This window comes from Arthrobacter sp. 10N410 (assembly GCF_056394945.1).
This window is the reverse complement of sequence record NZ_JBFTIP010000002.1, coordinates 557726-574734: the sequence shown is the minus strand read 5'-3', so window position 1 is coordinate 574734 and position 17009 is coordinate 557726. Positions and strand designations below refer to the sequence as shown.

The following is a 17009-nucleotide window of genomic DNA, read 5'->3' as shown; positions in this document are numbered from 1 at the left end:
CCGCCCGGGGGTGCACGGTGCGAACCCTTCCGCCGGCCGGGCTCTTTGACGAATGTGACACGCCGTGTGACAACAAGCGGCATGTGATGGGGCTTACAATGACAAGGCGGTCTGGGGGCGGCCGCGGTCTGGTCCGATTCCGAGCCCTGTTCTAGTGATGGAGGTTCGGTGCTATTTAGCCTGATGGGGCGCCTGCTCGTCGCCCACAGGATGACCGTTCTGGCCATCATTTGCCTGCAGCTCGTGCAGACCACCGCCAACCTGATGCTTCCGACGCTCAACGCTGCCATTATCGACGACGGCATTGTCGCCGGCGACACGCCCGTGATCCTGCGCCTGGGAGCCTGGATGGCGGTAGTTGCTGCCCTCCAGGTCGGTGCCGCCATCGCCGCAGGCTACCTCGGCGCCATCGTCGCCATGCGCGTGGGGCGGGAGTTGCGCGAGGAGCTTTTTGCCAAGGTGCAGACCTTTTCCTCCCAGGAGGTCGGCGTGTTCGGGGCGCCCAGCCTGGTCACCAGGGCCACCAATGACGTCACGCAGATCCAGAACCTCACCGTCCTGGTCTTCACCATGCTCGTCGCCGCGCCCGCCAGCTTCATCGGCGGCATCGTCCTCGCGGTGCGCCAGGACCTGCCGCTGTCCGGGATTGTGGTGGCCGTGATCCCGGTTCTCGCGGGACTCATGCTGCTGATTGTGCGCCGGCTGATTCCGCTGTACCGGCGCGGCCAGGGACTCATCGACCGGATCAGCCGGGTCCTGCGCGAACAGATCATTGGCGCCAACGTTATCCGCGGCTTTGTCCGGCAGGAGCATGAAATCCGGCGCTTCGATGCGGCCAACAGGGACCTCACCAGGAACAACCTCGACTCTGCGCTGCTGGTTGCCGGCATGAATCCAATGATCATGGTGGTGGTTAACCTGTCCTCCGTCGCGGTGGTCTGGTTCGGCGGCCACCGGATCCAGTCCGGACAGATGCGCCTCGGCGCGCTGACCGCGTTTATCGCCTACATCCTGCAGATCCTGATCGCCATCATGATGGCCATGTACGTCTTCACGACGGCCCCGCGGGCCGCTGCCTGCGCGGAGCGCATCCAGGAAGTCCTGGACACCGAACCGTCCATCGGCGATCCGGAGCCGGGCCCGGCACCGGCGAAGCTACCGCCCCCGGAACGGCCGCCTGGTTCGGGTCGCGGACCCGTCACTGAAGGCACCGTGGAGTTCCACGACGTCGAATTCGCCTATCCCGGCGCCGAAGCCCCGGTCCTCACCGGGGTTACGTTCACGGCCGCTCCCGGAACCACGACGGCGGTCATCGGCGCCACGGGAAGCGGCAAGACCACGCTGCTGAATCTGCTGCCGCGCTTCCTTGACCCGACGGCGGGCAGCATCAGCATCGGCGGCCGCGGGACCCGATCGCTGCCGCTTGCTGAGCTGCGCGGACTGATCTCCGTGGTGCCGCAGCATTCCTATCTCTTCTCCGGGACCCTCGCGGAGAACCTGCGCGTGGGCGGCCCGGACGCGACTGATGCGGAACTGTGGCAGGCCCTGGGGACCGCCCAGGCGGGCGACTTTGTCCGCGACCTCCCGGGCGGCCTCGAGGCGCCGGTCAGCCAGGGCGGCACAAACTTTTCCGGCGGGCAGCGCCAGCGCCTGTGCATCGCGCGGGCACTCCTCCGGCCCGCGCCCGTCTACCTCTTCGACGACAGTTTCTCCGCCCTTGATTACGGCACCGACGAGAGGCTACGCGCCGCCCTGGAACCGGCGCTGCGGGCGGCCACCGTCCTGGTGGTGGCGGAACGCGTGTCCACGATCGAGAAGGCGGACCTGATCCTCGTGCTCGAGGACGGCCGGCTGGTGGCCAAAGGCACCCACCAGGAACTGATGGAGTCGTCGCGGGCCTACCAGGAGATCGCCGCCTCCCAATTGGTGCTGGAGGAAACTCCGTGAGCGCGGATGTCGCCGCGCGGGGCGGAACGGCTGCAAGCAAATGGCGGACGGCCGGAAGGCTGCTGGGACTCCTGACGCCGGTACGCCGCCGCATGGCCGGTGCCATCGCCGCCACCTGCGCCTTCGCGGCGCTGAACGTGGCGGCCCCCAAATACCTTGGCGACGCCACCGACGTCGTGGTCCAAAGCGTCGTCGGCGGCACCTTCGACGAGCGCAGGCTCGGCCGGCTGCTGCTAGCGGTCGCCTTGATGTACCTGGGCGCCTCGCTGTTCAGCTGGATCCAGGGCGCCCTGACGGCGACGGCGGTGCAGCGGCTCGGCTACGGGCTCCGCGCCGCCGTCGAACAAAAGCTCCATCTGCTGCCTTCCAGCCATTTCGACGACCAGCACCGGGGCGACGTACTCAGCCGGGCCACCAACGACGTCGACAACGTCTCGCAGGCGCTCAACCAGTTGCTCAACCAGCTGATCATGTCGGTGTTGATGCTCTCCGGCGCCCTGGCCATGATGTTATGGCTCTCGCCGCTGCTGGCCGTGATTGCGCTGGCCTCGGTCCCGGTCTCCACCTTGATCACCGTGTTCGTGGCGCGGCGGTCGCAGGCGCACTTCACCGAGCAGTGGTCCAGCACCGGTGAACTTAATGCCCACTTGGAGGAGTTCTTCACCGGGCACGAAGTGGTCAAGGCATTTGGCCGGCAGGGGGCGGCCGCGGCCACCTTCGGGGAAAGCAATACGCGGCTGTTCCGGGCAGCTTCGAGCGCTCAGTACGTGTCCGGGGTCGTGCAGCCCCTGATGATTTTCGTCTCCAACCTCAACTACATCGCCGTCGCCGTCATCGGCGCGCTTCAGGTGGCCGCAGGCACCATGACGATCGGGGGCGTCCAGGCCTTCATCCAGTTCAGCCGGCTCTTCAGCCAGCCAATGGGCCAGATCGGCGGAATGCTCAACCTGATGCAGTCCTGCGTGGCCTCCGCGGAACGCGTCTTCGCGCTGCTGGACGCACCGGAAATCCCCGCGGATGCTGCGCCCTCTGCCGCTGGCGCCGCCCGTGCCGCCGCCGCCCGTGCCGGCGCCGCGGAGCCCGCACCTCCGGGGCGGGTCAGCTTCGAAAGCGTCACCTTCGGCTACGGTCCCGGTGCCCCCGTCGTGGAGGACCTCTCCTTCGCAGTCGAGCCGGGCCAGACCGTCGCTATCGTCGGGCCGACCGGAGCCGGAAAGACCACGGTGGTCAACCTCCTGATGCGGTTCTACGAGCTGGACGGCGGGCGGATCACCGTGGACGGCATCGACATCGCCGAAATACCGCGCGACGCGTTGCGGTCCGCCTTCGGCATCGTGATGCAGGACGCCTGGCTCTTCACCGGCAGCATCCGGGAGAACATCGAATACGGCAGGCCCGGCGCCAGCGACGGCGAGATCATCGCCGCGGCGCAGGCCAGCCACGTGGACCAGTTCGTCCGCGCCCTCCCGGCCGGCTATGCCACCATGCTCGGCAACGACGGCGACTCCCTCAGCCGGGGCCAGCGCCAGCTCATCTCGATCGCCCGGGCGCAGCTGGCCGGCCGCGGCGTCCTGATCCTCGACGAGGCCACCAGCTCGGTGGACAGCCGCACCGAAGCCCAGATCCGGCAGGCAATGGCCCGGCTGCGCCAGGGCCGGACCAGCTTCGTGATCGCCCACCGCTTGTCCACGGTCCGGGACGCTGATCTAATTCTGGTCATGGACCACGGACGGATTGTTGAACAGGGAAACCACCAGGAACTGATGGCGGGGGGCGGTTTCTACGCCGCCCTCTACCGGGCCCAGTTCGCCGGCCGCAAACAGCCCGAGAGCGTTCTGGAGCCTGAGCTGTGAGTTCCGCGGAACGTGCCGCCGCACAATTTCCAGGCAGCTGGAAGCCAAACACGGGCAGCTCGGTGCCGCTGTTTGAGCAGCTCCGGCTGAACATCATCGAGCAGGCGGACAACGGCACCCTGGCGCCGGGCACCCGCCTGCCGGCCGTCCGCAGCCTGGCAGGGGAGTTGGGGGTGGCGCCGCACACCGTGGCGCGCGCCTACAAGGAACTCGAGGCCGCCGGCGTGGTCGCGACCCGCGGCCGGAACGGCACCGTCGTCTGTGCCCGGGACGAGGCCTGGGGCTCGCTTACCGCTGCCGCCTCGGAGTTCGCGGCGGCAGCCAAAGCCCAGGGCGCCAGCTTCGCCGAGGCCGTTCAACTACTGGCGGCGGCGTACGACCGCCAATAGCACACCGGCCCTCCGAATGGATATTCGAAGAAGTTTTCGATTAGCATTGGAGGCGTGCCTAAAGCCGTAGCTGAAGAACCCGCCGTTGATGTCCAGCCCGCCGCCGTACCGGTGAAGTCCGGAAAATCGGCAGGCCCCAAGCCGTCCAGCCCGGCCTCGTCGGGCATAGAGCTGGCCCGCCCGGACCTGTCCCGACTCGTCGTGAAGGGCGCGCGCGAACACAACCTGCGCAACGTCGACCTCGACCTGCCGCGCGACGCGATGATCGTCTTCACCGGCCTTTCCGGCTCCGGCAAGTCCTCGCTGGCCTTCGACACCATCTTCGCCGAGGGACAGCGGCGCTACGTGGAGTCGCTCTCCGCCTACGCCCGCCAGTTCCTGGGCCAGGTGGACAAGCCCGACGTCGACTTCATCGAAGGCCTGTCGCCCGCGGTGTCGATCGACCAGAAGTCCACGAGCAAGAACCCCCGTTCCACCGTGGGCACGATCACCGAGATCTACGACTACATGCGCCTGCTCTGGGCCCGGGTGGGACGCCCGCACTGCCCCGTCTGCGGCGAGCCGGTGACCAAGCAGACCCCGCAGCAGATCGTCGACCAGCTCCTGGAACTGCCCGAGGGCACCCGGTTCCAGGTGCTGGCACCGGTGGTCCGCGGCCGCAAGGGCGAGTTCGTCGAACTGTTCAAGGAGCTCACGGCGAAGGGCTATTCAAGGGCCCGGGTGGACGACAAGCTGATCCAGCTCAGCGATCCGCCCAAGCTGGGCAAGCAGTTCAAGCACACCATTGAGGTGGTGGTGGACCGCCTCGTCGTTAAGGAAGGCATCAGCCAGCGCCTCACCGACTCGGTGGAAACCGCCCTGGGCCTTGCCGAGGGCCGCGTGCTGGCCGAATTCGTCGACCTCGAGGCGGATGACCCGGAACGGATCCGTGCCTTCTCCGAGCACCTCGCCTGCCCCAACGAGCACCCCCTCGCGATCGACGAAATCGAACCCCGCTCGTTCTCCTTCAACAATCCTTTTGGCGCCTGCTCCGCCTGCAGCGGCATCGGCACCAAGCTCGAGGTCGATGAAGAACTCCTCATCCCCAACCCGGAGCTCTCCCTCGCCGAAGGCGCCATCGCGCCCTGGTCGCTCGGCACCGCCACCACCGAGTACTGGAACCGGCTCCTCGGCGGCCTGGCCAAGGAAATTGGCTTCAAGATGACCACGCCTTGGGAGAAGCTCTCCACTGAGGCCCGGCAGACCGTGCTGCACGGCAAGGACCACAAGGTCGTGGTGCAGTACCGCAACCGCTTCGGCCGGGAACGCAAGTACAGCACCGGCTTCGAGGGCGTTGTCCAGTACGTGCACCGCAAGCACACGGAAACGGATTCCGACTCGGCGCGGGACCGCTACGAGGAGTACATGCGCCAGGTCCCGTGCCCGGCCTGCAACGGCGCCCGGCTGAACCCGGCGTCGCTCTCCGTCCTGATCAACGGCAAGTCGATTGCCGAGGTCGCCGCGCTGCCGATGCGCGAATGCGCGCACTTCCTGGACACCCTGGTCCTCACCGGCCGGGAGGCCCAGATCGCCCACCAGGTCCTCAAGGAGATCCAGGCCCGCCTGACCTTCCTGCTCGACGTCGGCCTCGAGTACCTGAACCTGGAGCGGCCCTCCGGCACCCTGTCCGGCGGCGAGGCCCAGCGCATCCGCCTGGCCACCCAGATCGGTTCCGGCCTGGTCGGCGTGCTGTACGTCCTCGACGAGCCCTCGATCGGCCTGCACCAGCGCGACAACCGGCGTCTGATCGAAACCCTCACCCGGCTCCGGGACCTCGGCAACACCCTGATCGTGGTCGAGCACGACGAAGACACCATCCAGGAGGCGGACTGGGTGGTCGACATCGGACCGGGCGCCGGCGAGCACGGCGGCATGGTGGTCCACTCCGGGTCCTACCAGGACCTGCTGAAGAACACCGAGTCCCTGACCGGCGATTACCTCTCCGGACGTAAGTCCATCGAGGTGCCGAAGAAGCGGCGCAAGTACGACAAGAAGCGCGAGCTGAAAGTCGTCGGCGCCAAGGAAAACAACCTGCTGAACGTGGACGCAGCCTTCCCGCTGGGCCTGTTCACCGCCGTCACCGGCGTCAGCGGATCCGGCAAGTCCACCCTTGTCAACGAGATCCTCTACAAGGTGCTCGCCAACAAGCTCAACGGCGCCAAGCAGGTCGCCGGACGGCACAAGACGGTCCAGGGCCTCGAGCACCTGGACAAGGTGGTGCACGTCGACCAGAGCCCCATCGGCCGCACCCCGCGGTCCAACCCGGCCACCTACACGGGCGTCTTCGACCACATCCGGAAGCTCTTTGCCGAGACCACCGAGGCCAAGGTCCGCGGTTACCAGCCCGGCCGATTCTCCTTCAACGTCAAGGGCGGACGCTGCGAGGCCTGCTCCGGCGACGGCACGCTGAAGATCGAGATGAACTTCCTGCCGGACGTGTATGTGCCCTGCGAGGTCTGCCACGGCGCCCGCTACAACCGCGAAACGCTCGAGGTGCACTACAAGGGCAAGACCATCGCGGACGTCCTGAACATGCCGATCGAGGAGGGCGCCGAGTTCTTCGCCGCGTTCTCGCCGATCGCCCGGCACCTCAAGACCCTGGTCGACGTCGGCGTCGGCTACGTGCGGCTCGGCCAGCCTGCAACCACCCTTTCCGGCGGCGAGGCGCAGCGCGTGAAGCTGGCCGCGGAGCTGCAGAAGCGCTCCAACGGCCGCAGCGTCTACGTCCTGGACGAGCCCACCACCGGGCTGCACTTCGAGGACATCCGCAAGCTGCTGATGGTGCTGCAGGGCCTGGTCGAAAAGGGCAACACCGTGATTACGATCGAGCACAACCTGGACGTCATCAAGAGCGCCGACTGGATCGTGGACCTGGGACCCGACGGCGGTTCCGGCGGCGGCCGGATCGTTGCCTCTGGAACACCGGAGCAGGTGGCCAAGTCCAAGGAAAGCCACACAGCGGCCTTCCTGGCCGACATCCTGGGCTGACCGGGGTTCGCTGACTGCGAGGCGACACCCGCCCCATGACGCGCAAATGCCCTGCCGCTACCGGACTTCCGGCGGCGGCAGGGCATTTGCGCGTCGTCGCGAAGCGAAGTACCCACGATGTATTCCCGAAGGAGTATGTGAATTTCTGGCAGCCGCGCACTCGTGAGAAACTAGGCCCGTGACGCCTACAACCGTGCCCGTGATCTTCGACCTCGACGGCACTCTTGTCGATCCTGCCGGGGGGACAGCGGACGGAATCGCAGCGCCCCTCACCGAACTTCGCCTCCCGCATCCGGGGAAGTCCGTCGCTGACGAGGCCGGCGCCGGGCCGGGGGCGGGTCCCGTCCCCGCAGGCCAGGCCGTCATGGTGGGGGACCGGGCGCAGGACGTGGCCGGGGCGGCTGCGAACGGATCGGACTGTGTCGGCGTAGGCTGGGGTTTTGCGCCCGACGGCGAACTCCACGCGGCCGGCGCCGTCGAGATCGTGCACACCACTGCGGCGCTTCACGCTACGATCACCAGACTCTCCGAATGCCCGGGGACCACAGCCCTGAATGAGGTGCACACCATTGGCAATGTTTGACGCGATCCGCTGGACGACCCGCGGGCTCATTTCCTCGACCTGCCGTCCCACCGTGATCGGCCTCGAGAACGTGCCCAAGGAGGGTCCCTTCATCGTGGCGCCGAACCACCTGTCCTTCCTCGACAGTGTGATCGTCCAGGCCCTCATGCCGCGCCCCGTGGCTTTTTTCGCCAAAGCGGAATATTTCACCACGGGCGGCGCCAAGGGCAAGCTGATGAAGTCCTTCTTCGAAGCCGTCGGTTCCATTCCGGTCGAACGCGGTGAACAGGCCGCCAGCGTCCAGGCGCTGAAGACGCTGCTGGACATCCTCGACGCGGGCAAGGGCGTTGGAATCTACCCGGAGGGCACCCGCTCCCGTGACGGCATTCTCTACCGCGGACGCACCGGCGTCGGTTGGCTTGCCCTCACCACCGGCGCCCCGGTCATCCCGGTGGGCCTGATCGGCACCGAAAACCTGCAGCCGGCGGACAGCAACAAGGTGACACCGCAGCACTTCACCATGAAGGTGGGCGAGCCCCTGTACTTCGACAAAACCGGCCCGGACCACTCCCTGCCGGCGCGCCGACAGGTCACGGACCGGATCATGGACGCCATCGCCGAACTGAGCGGCCAGCAGCGGGCCACCACCTACAACCAGAGCAAAAGCGTCGATTAGCGCTGCTCCCTGCCGCGGACACCCGTCCGGTCACCCGTCCGCCACACCCGCACGGGAGCCGACGGTCGGGGCGGTCCCGCCCGGCTTAGTAGAATGGACTAGTGGCAAATCCAGCTAGTTACCGTCCCCAGACGGGGGAGATCCCGACCAACCCGGGCGTGTACCGCTTTCGCGATCCGCATGGCCGGGTCATTTACGTCGGCAAGGCCAAGAACCTCCGGTCCCGGCTGAACTCCTACTTCGCCAACCCCGCGGGCCTGCTGCCCAAGACGTATGCCATGGTGCACACCGCCAGCAGCGTGGAATGGACCGTCGTCGGCAGCGAACTGGAATCCCTGCAGCTCGAATACACCTGGATCAAAGAATTCAAGCCGCGGTTCAACGTCATGTTCCGCGATGACAAGAGCTACCCCTACCTCGCCGTCACGATGGGGGAGAAGTACCCCCGGGTGCAGGTCCTCCGCGGCGAACGGCGCAAGGGGACCCGGTATTTCGGGCCCTACACGGCCGGCGCCATCCGCGACACCATGGACACCCTGCTGCGGGTCTTCCCGGTCCGCAGCTGCAGCCCCGGCGTCCTGAAACGCGCAGAAGCCAGCGGCCGTCCCTGCCTGCTCGGCTACATCGACAAGTGCGCGGCGCCCTGCGTCGGCCGGATCTCGGCGGAGGACCACCGGGCCCTGGCCGAGGATTTCTGCGCCTTCATGGGCGGCGAAGCCAAGCGCTTCGTGTCCCGGCTCGAGAAGGACATGGCCGCCGCCGTCGCGGAGCTCGACTACGAACGCGCGGCCCGGGTGCGCGATGACATCATCGCGCTGAAAAAGGTCTTTGAACGCAATGCGGTGGTCCTGGCCGAGGATACCGACGCCGACGTGTTCGCGCTGCACGAGGACGAGCTTGAGGCCGCAGTCCAGGTCTTCCACGTCCGGGGCGGCCGGATCCGCGGCCAGCGCGGCTGGGTGGTGGAAAAGGTCGAGGACACCACCACGCCCGACCTCGTCGAGCACTTGCTCCAACAGGTCTACGGCGAGGAAGGCGAAAGCCAAGGCCGGATGCCCCGCGAGGTTCTGGTGCCGGCCGAGCCCAGCAACGCCGCCGAACTCGCCCAATGGCTCAGCGGGCTGCGGGGGGCCCGGGTGGACATTCGTGTCCCGCAGCGCGGCGACAAGGCCACGCTGCTCTCCACCGTCCGGGACAACGCCGAACACGCCCTCAAGCTGCACAAGTCCCGGCGCGCCGGCGACCTGACGATGCGTTCCCAGGCGCTCCAGGAACTGCAGGAAGCCCTGGATCTGCCGGTCGCGTTGATGCGGATTGAATGCTTCGATATCTCGCACATCCAGGGCACCAACGTGGTCGGCTCCATGGTGGTGGTCGAGGACGGCCTGCCGAAGAAATCCGACTACCGGAAATTCTCGGTCACCGGTGCCGCGGCCAACGACGACACGGCGGCCATGCATGACGTCCTGACCCGCCGCTTCCGGAACTACCTGCAGGAACAAGCCGATAAAACGGCCGACGGTTCCGGGCCGCTGGCCGTCGCCCAGGCCGCCGCCGTGGCCCCGGTCGCGGACACCACGACGCCGGCGCCGAAGACGAAATTCGCCTACCCGCCCAACCTCGTCGTCGTCGACGGCGGCAAGCCGCAGGTGAACGCGGCAGCGAAGGCCCTCGAAGAGCTCGGCATCGAGGATGTCTATGTGGTCGGACTCGCCAAGCGGCTCGAGGAGGTCTGGCTGCCGGACAGCGACTTCCCGGTCATCCTGCCGCGCGCCTCGGCCGGTCTCTATCTGTTGCAGCGGATCCGGGACGAGGCGCACCGCTTCGCCATCTCCTTCCACCGGCAAAAGCGCGGCAAGGCCATGACAGTCTCCGCGCTGGACGGCGTGCCCGGCCTCGGCGACTCCAAGCGCAAGGCGCTCCTGAACCAGTTCGGCTCGGTGAAAAGCATCAAGGCCGCCACGGTCGAGGAGCTGACGGCCGCCAAGGGGGTCGGACCAGCCCTCGCCGGGGCAATCGTGCGGCATTTCAACGCGGCGGAGGACACGGAAGGGCCCGCCGCGCCGGCCGTCAACATGACAACCGGCGAAATCCTCGAAACTTAGCTAGCTCCGGCAATCTTAGCTAGGGTAAGGAGCTGAGGTACGGCGCACGGCGGGCAGGCAACTGCCGCGTGCGCCGGCCTCACGGCAGAGCAGACAGCAGAGATGGGGCACGACTGATGACAGAGTCAACGGCAGGATCCGGCATGGAGGCGGACGGGTTGACCCCCGTCAAGCCGATCGAGGCGGAACTGCTCGTGGTGACCGGGATGTCAGGGGCCGGTCGGAGCACCGCCTCGGACGCCCTCGAGGACCACGGCTGGTACGTGGTGGACAACCTGCCGCCCCAGATGCTCGGCACGCTCGCCGAGCTGGTCTCCCACGCCCCGGGCTCCATCTCCAAACTCGCCGTCGTCGTCGACGTCCGCAGCAAGGACCTCTTCGCGGACATCCGCGCCGCGCTGCGCAACCTCGAAGCCAGCGGCGTCACCTTCCGGGTGCTGTTCCTCGACGCCAGCGACGACGTCCTGGTCCGGCGCTTCGAACAGGGCCGGCGGCCGCACCCGCTGCAGGGCGGCGGCCGGATCCTCGACGGCATCGCCGCGGAACGCGAGCTGCTGCATGAGCTGCGCGAATCCTCGGACATTGTGCTGGACACCTCGACACTCAACGTCCACGGCCTCGCGACCGCCATCACCGAACTGTTCAGCGAAACCGGTCCGGTGGCGCTGCGCCTGAACGTCATGAGCTTCGGTTTCAAGTACGGGCTGCCGGTGGACGCCAACTTCGTCGCCGACGCCCGCTTCATCCCCAACCCGCACTGGGTTCCGCAACTGCGCCCGCACACCGGGCTCGACAAGGACGTCAGCGACTACGTGCTCGAGGCGGAGGGCGTCAACAACTTTGTGGAGCGCTACGTGCTGGCCCTCGAACCAGTCCTGGACGGCTACCGGCGCGAAAACAAGCACTACGCGACCATCGCCGTCGGCTGCACCGGCGGCAAGCACCGTTCCGTCGCCGTGGCGGTTGAACTCTCGCGGCGGCTTGCCCAGTACCCGCGTGTCACGGTCACCACTACGCACCGGGATCTGGGCCGCGAGTAATGGCGCTCCTGACCGGGCCGCTGCCCCTGGTGCCGGCCGCCAGTGCGGCCTCCGCCGGCCAGCAGGACAAAGGCCCCTCCGTGGTCGCCCTCGGCGGAGGCCACGGCCTTTCCGCTTCACTTTCCGCCCTGCGGTTGCTCACCTCGGAACTGACCGCGATCGTAACGGTCGCCGACGACGGCGGTTCCTCCGGCCGGTTGCGTGACGAGTACGGCGTCCTGCCGCCCGGTGACCTGCGGATGGCCCTGTCCGCACTCTGCGACGACACCGACTGGGGTCGGACCTGGCGCGATGTCATGCAGCACCGGTTCAAACCCGGCAAGGGCCGCGGCGGTTCGCTCGACGAACACGCGATGGGCAACCTGCTGATCGTCACCCTCTGGGAACTGCTCGGGGATGCCGTCGTCGGGCTGCAATGGGCCGGGGCGCTGCTCGGCGCCCGGGGCCAGGTCCTGCCGATGTCCACCACCCCGCTCACCATCGAAGGCGAGGTGCGGGTGGGGAAGCCCGACGGCACGTCGGGGCTGCAGACCGTCCGCGGACAGGCCAAGTGCGCCGTCGCGGGTTCGCTGGAAGCCGTCCGGCTGCTGCCCGAGTCGGCCCCGGCCTGCGTCGAGGCGCTGACCGCGATCGAACTCGCCGACTGGGTGGTCCTGGGCCCCGGCTCCTGGTACACCTCGGTGCTGCCGCACCTGCTGCTGCCGGAGATGCGCGATGCGCTGTGCAAGACCGAGGCGCGGCGCTGCCTCACGATGAACCTCGCCACGGACACCAAGGAGACCCTCGGAATGTCCGCAGCGGACCACCTGCGCGTGCTGCGCGACTACGCACCGGACTTCAGCGTCGACGTCGTGCTGGCGGACCCCGCGTCGGTGCCGGACCTCCCGGAGTTCGAGCGGGCGGCCGGGATGCTCGGAGCAGAGGTGGTCTTGGGTAAAGTAGGGGCGTCGAGCCGCCGGCCGATCCACGACCCGCTGCGCCTGGCAACGGCGTACCACGACATTTTCGGGAACAGGTAGGAAAGGTGCCATGGCACTGACAGCATCAGTCAAGGAAGAACTTTCCCGGCTGGACATCAAGAAGTCCTCGGTCCGCAAGGCTGAAGTGTCCGCCATGCTCCGCTTCGCCGGGGGCCTGCACATCATCTCCGGCCGGATTGTGATTGAGGCCGAGGTGGACTTGGCCTCGACCGCCCGCCGGCTCCGTGCCGCGATTGCCGAGGTTTACGGGCACCAGAGCGAAATCATCGTCGTCTCCGGCGGCGGCCTGCGCCGCGGCAGCCGCTACGTGGTGCGGGTGGTGCGCGACGGCGAGGCCCTCGCCCGCCAGACCGGCCTGCTGGATGCCCGCGGCCGGCCCGTCCGCGGCCTGCCCTCCGTGGTGGTGAACGGCTCCGCCGCCGACGCCGAGGCGGTCTGGCGCGGCGCGTTCCTGGCCCACGGCTCGCTCACAGAGCCCGGCCGCTCCTCCGCCATGGAGGTCACCTGCCCCGGGCCGGAATCGGCCCTCGCCCTCGTTGGCGCCGCCCGCCGGCTCGGCATCCAGGCCAAGGCACGGGAGGTCAGGGGAGTGGACCGCGTCGTGATCCGCGACGGCGACACCATCGCGGCGCTGCTGACCCGGATGGGCGCCCACGACGCGCTGATGGTCTGGGAGGAGCGGCGGATGCGCAAGGAAGTCCGCGCCACCGCCAACCGGCTGGCCAACTTCGACGACGCCAACCTGCGCCGCTCGGCGCAGGCGGCCGTCGCCGCGGGGGCCCGCGTGGACCGGGCACTGGAGATCCTCGGCGACGACGTCCCGGACCACCTGAAATACGCCGGCGAACTGCGTGTGGCCCACAAGCAGGCCAGCCTGGACGAACTGGGCCGGCTCGCCGACCCGGTGATGACGAAGGACGCCATCGCCGGCCGGATCCGACGGCTCCTGGCGATGGCGGACAAACGGGCGCAGGACCTCGGCATTCCCGGCACCGAGGCGAACGTGACGCCGGAAATGCTCGACGAGTAGCCACTGCGGGGATTCAGCGACAGAATCGGATCCGACGGCCGGGAATACCTCAGCAGGACCGGAGGCTATGCCCACTGGATCCACATCCACAGACTTCCGGGTGTCCAACCATCCGGATGCACAATCCGAGAGTTAGCAAAACCGGACGAACACGTCCACGACATTGGAGGATTTTGTGACCGAGTACGTACTGCCCGAACTTGACTACGATTACGCCGCGCTGGAGCCCCACATCTCTGCGAAGATCATGGAGCTGCACCACAGCAAGCACCACGCCACCTACGTGGCCGGCGCCAACAACGCGCTGGCCCAGCTGGCCGAGGCACGCGAAAAGGGCGACTTCGCCAACATCAACCGCCTCTCCAAGGACCTCGCGTTCCACACCGGCGGCCACATCAACCACTCCGTGTTCTGGAAGAACCTTTCCCCGGACGGCGGCGACAAGCCCGAGGGCGAGCTCGCGGCCGCGATTGACGACGCCTTCGGCTCCTTCGACGCCTTCCGCGCCCAGTTCAGCGCCGCGGCGCTGGGCCTGCAGGGCTCCGGCTGGGGCTTCCTCGCCTACGAGCCGATCGGCGGCAACCTTGTCATCGAGCAGCTCTACGACCAGCAGGGCAACGTCGCGCTGGGCACCACGCCGCTGCTGATGCTGGACATGTGGGAGCACGCCTTCTACCTGGACTACGTCAACGTCAAGGCCGACTACGTCAAGGCCTTCTGGAACATCGTGAACTGGGCCGACGTCGCCAAGCGTTTCGACGCCGCCCGGAAGAACGCCACCGGCCTGATCACCCTCTAGGACAGTCGAAACCGGCGCTTAGCCGAAACCAGGCTGTAACAAAGCTCACATTTCGAGCCGTTCGGCCCGAAACGTGGACTGCCCGCCCCCGCACTTGCGGGGGCGGGTCCACTTAAACGTAAGATGGATCACGGAAGGCGGTTAGCCTTCAGCAACGTGGCTGGTCGCCCTCCGATCTGGTAATCATCTCTGCCCAATGGCGTGCGGGATCTGTTAGTTGGCTTGAACGCCTACTCAACTAATCGTGCTTGATAGAGCACCAAGGAGACTGAAAACGTGACGACACGTATTGGTATCAACGGCTTCGGCCGCATCGGCCGCAACTACTTCCGCGCCGCCCTGGCCCAGGGAGCAGACCTCGAGATCGTTGCAGTCAACGACCTCACCAGCCCGGAAGCCCTCGCACACCTCTTCAAGTACGACTCCGTCGGCGGCCGCCTGGCCGAAACCATCGAGGTCAAGGACGGCAACATCGTCGTCGACGGCAAGACCGTGAAGGTCCTTGCCGAGCGTGACCCGGCCAAGCTCCCCTGGGGCGAGCTGGGCGTGGACATCGTGATCGAGTCCACCGGCTTCTTCACCAAGGCCGCCGATGCGCAGAAGCACATCGACGCCGGCGCCAAGAAGGTCCTGATCTCCGCCCCCGCCTCGGACGAGGACATCACGATCGTGATGGGCGTGAACGACGGCCTCTACGACCCCGCCGCGCACAACATCATCTCCAACGCCTCCTGCACCACCAACTGCCTCGGCCCGCTGGCCAAGGTCATCAACGACTCCTTCGGCATCGAGCGCGGCCTGATGACCACCATCCACGCCTACACCGCTGACCAGAACCTGCAGGACGGCCCGCACAAGGACCTCCGCCGCGCCCGCGCCGCCGCCATCAACATGGTTCCCACCTCCACCGGCGCAGCCAAGGCGATCGGCCTGGTGCTGCCGGAGCTCAAGGGCAAGCTGGACGGCTACGCCATCCGCGTCCCGGTCCCCACCGGCTCCGCCACCGACCTCACCGTGACCGTCTCCCGCGAGACCACCGTCGAGGAAGTCAACGCCGCACTCAAGGCCGCGTCCGAGACCGAAGAGCTCAAGGGCCTGCTGACCTACACCGATGAGCCGATCGTCTCCTCGGACATCGTCGGGGACCCGGCGTCGTCCATCTTCGACTCCGGCCTGACCAAGGTGATCGGCAACCAGGTCAAGGTTGTTTCCTGGTATGACAACGAGTGGGGCTACTCCAACCGCCTCGTCGACCTTACGGAGCTCGTCGCGTCGAAGCTGGGCTAGGGTAAGACCCATGACATTCCACACCCTCGACGAACTGATCGCTGATGGTGTCCGCGGGCGGTACGTTCTGGTCAGAAGTGACCTGAACGTGCCGCTCGACGGCTCTGCAGTCACTGACGACGGCCGGATCAAGGCCTCCCTGCCAGTGCTGTCGAAGCTTACGGACGCCGGTGCCCGCGTGCTGGTCACGGCACACCTCGGCCGCCCCAAGGGCGCCCCGGAGGAGAAGTACTCGCTCAAGCCCGCCGTGGCGCGCCTGGCAGAGCTGGCGTCCTTCAAGGTCTCGCTCGCTGACGACACGGTCGGTGAATCCGCCAAGGCGGCCGCCGCCGCACTGCAGGACGGCGAAGCCCTCGTGCTCGAAAACGTCCGCTTCGACGCCCGCGAGACGTCCAAGGACGACGCCGAACGCGGCGCCTTCGCGGACGAGCTGGTCGCCCTCACCGGTGACAACGGCGCCTTCGTTGACGATGCCTTCGGTGCCGTGCACCGCAAGCACGCCAGCGTGTACGACGTCGCCACCCGGCTGCCGTCCTACCAGGGCGACCTGGTCCGCACCGAGGTGGAGGTGCTGCGCAAGCTGACCACCGACACCCAGCGGCCCTACGTCGTCGTGCTGGGCGGTTCCAAGGTCTCGGACAAGCTCGCCGTGATTGCCAACCTGATCGGCAAGGCGGACACCATCCTGGTGGGCGGCGGCATGCTGTTCACCTTCCTTGCCGCCGCCGACCACAAGGTCGCCGGCAGCCTGCTCGAAGAGGACCAGATCCCGGTCGTCCAGGATTACCTCAAGCGCGCCGCCGACGCCGGCACCGAGTTCGTTGTCCCCACCGACGTCGTGGTGGCCAGCAAGTTCGCCGCCGACGCCGACCACGAAACGGTGTCAGCCGACGCCATCGAGTCCAGCAGCTTTGGTGCCTCCGGCATCGGCCTGGACATCGGCCCGGATTCGGCAGCCGCCTTCGCAGAGCGGATCAACGGAGCCAAGACGGTCTTCTGGAACGGGCCCATGGGCGTCTTCGAGTTCCCGGCCTTCGCCGGCGGCACGCGGGCCGTTGCCAAGGCCCTCACGGAAACCGCGGCATTTACAGTCGTGGGCGGCGGGGACTCCGCCGCCGCGGTGCGGACCCTGGGCTTCGCCGATGACCAGTTCGGGCACATCTCGACCGGCGGCGGCGCGAGCCTGGAATACCTTGAAGGCAAGGAACTTCCCGGCCTGAGCGTGCTGGACCGCTAGAACCTCCAGCCGGCAGGGTGCCCGGCCCGCAAGGCGGGCACCCTGCCGGCTCTTTCACTGCTACGAATCTTTTGGAG

At 67.4% G+C, this 17009-nt stretch carries 13 protein-coding genes; all 13 read left to right on the top strand.

The window, feature by feature from the left end:
* The first annotated feature begins 183 nt into the window (after window positions 1-183).
* The 13 genes from AC1DB8_RS07090 (at window position 184) to AC1DB8_RS07030 (ending at window position 16932) form a co-directional block, all read left to right on the top strand.
* A complete protein-coding gene (locus AC1DB8_RS07090) occupies window positions 184-1947 on the top strand; it encodes an ABC transporter ATP-binding protein (protein ID WP_441418752.1) in 1764 nt (587 codons plus the stop codon).
* A 92-nt stretch (window positions 1948-2039) separates the two neighbouring features.
* Window positions 2040-3800 carry an ABC transporter ATP-binding protein gene (locus tag AC1DB8_RS07085; protein WP_476892680.1) on the top strand — a complete coding sequence of 587 codons (1761 nt, stop codon included), beginning with the start codon at window positions 2040-2042 and terminating at the stop codon, window positions 3798-3800.
* Window positions 3797-4189, top strand: a complete 393-nt coding sequence (locus AC1DB8_RS07080; protein ID WP_476892590.1) for a GntR family transcriptional regulator — start codon at window positions 3797-3799, stop codon at window positions 4187-4189. Before AC1DB8_RS07085 ends, AC1DB8_RS07080 begins: the two co-directional genes overlap by 4 nt.
* Before the next feature lie 165 nt (window positions 4190-4354).
* Window positions 4355-7216 (top strand): excinuclease ABC subunit UvrA, encoded by a 2862-nt coding sequence (uvrA, locus tag AC1DB8_RS07075; RefSeq protein ID WP_476892679.1) that lies wholly within the window; start codon window positions 4355-4357, stop codon window positions 7214-7216.
* A gap of 178 nt (window positions 7217-7394) precedes the next feature.
* The gene (locus tag AC1DB8_RS07070) at window positions 7395-7799 is read left to right on the top strand and encodes an HAD hydrolase-like protein (protein WP_476892589.1); all 405 of its coding nucleotides are present in this window, start codon (window positions 7395-7397) and stop codon (window positions 7797-7799) included.
* Window positions 7786-8454, top strand: a complete 669-nt coding sequence (locus tag AC1DB8_RS07065; RefSeq protein ID WP_175323308.1) for a lysophospholipid acyltransferase family protein — start codon at window positions 7786-7788, stop codon at window positions 8452-8454. Before AC1DB8_RS07070 ends, AC1DB8_RS07065 begins: the two co-directional genes overlap by 14 nt.
* Before the next feature lie 101 nt (window positions 8455-8555).
* Window positions 8556-10559: an excinuclease ABC subunit UvrC gene (gene uvrC, locus AC1DB8_RS07060; RefSeq protein WP_441418681.1), complete on the top strand. Its 2004-nt coding sequence runs from the start codon at window positions 8556-8558 to the stop codon at window positions 10557-10559.
* Window positions 10560-10675: 116 nt separating this feature from the next.
* A complete protein-coding gene (gene rapZ / locus AC1DB8_RS07055) occupies window positions 10676-11599 on the top strand; it encodes an RNase adapter RapZ (protein WP_175323310.1) in 924 nt (307 codons plus the stop codon).
* Window positions 11599-12618, top strand: a complete 1020-nt coding sequence (locus AC1DB8_RS07050; RefSeq protein ID WP_476892588.1) for a gluconeogenesis factor YvcK family protein — start codon at window positions 11599-11601, stop codon at window positions 12616-12618. The genes rapZ and AC1DB8_RS07050 overlap by 1 nt, the downstream gene beginning before the upstream one ends.
* A gap of 10 nt (window positions 12619-12628) precedes the next feature.
* Window positions 12629-13609, top strand: a complete 981-nt coding sequence (gene whiA / locus AC1DB8_RS07045) for a DNA-binding protein WhiA (protein WP_066438143.1) — start codon at window positions 12629-12631, stop codon at window positions 13607-13609.
* 175 nt (window positions 13610-13784) lie between these two features.
* Window positions 13785-14408, top strand: coding sequence for a superoxide dismutase (locus AC1DB8_RS07040; RefSeq protein WP_175323312.1), 624 nt, complete (start codon window positions 13785-13787; stop codon window positions 14406-14408).
* A 276-nt stretch (window positions 14409-14684) separates the two neighbouring features.
* Window positions 14685-15695 carry a type I glyceraldehyde-3-phosphate dehydrogenase gene (gene gap, locus AC1DB8_RS07035; protein WP_441418683.1) on the top strand — a complete coding sequence of 337 codons (1011 nt, stop codon included), beginning with the start codon at window positions 14685-14687 and terminating at the stop codon, window positions 15693-15695.
* A gap of 10 nt (window positions 15696-15705) precedes the next feature.
* Complete coding sequence (locus tag AC1DB8_RS07030; protein ID WP_476892587.1) at window positions 15706-16932, top strand: phosphoglycerate kinase; 1227 nt, start codon at window positions 15706-15708, stop codon at window positions 16930-16932.
* Window positions 16933-17009 lie beyond the last annotated feature (77 nt).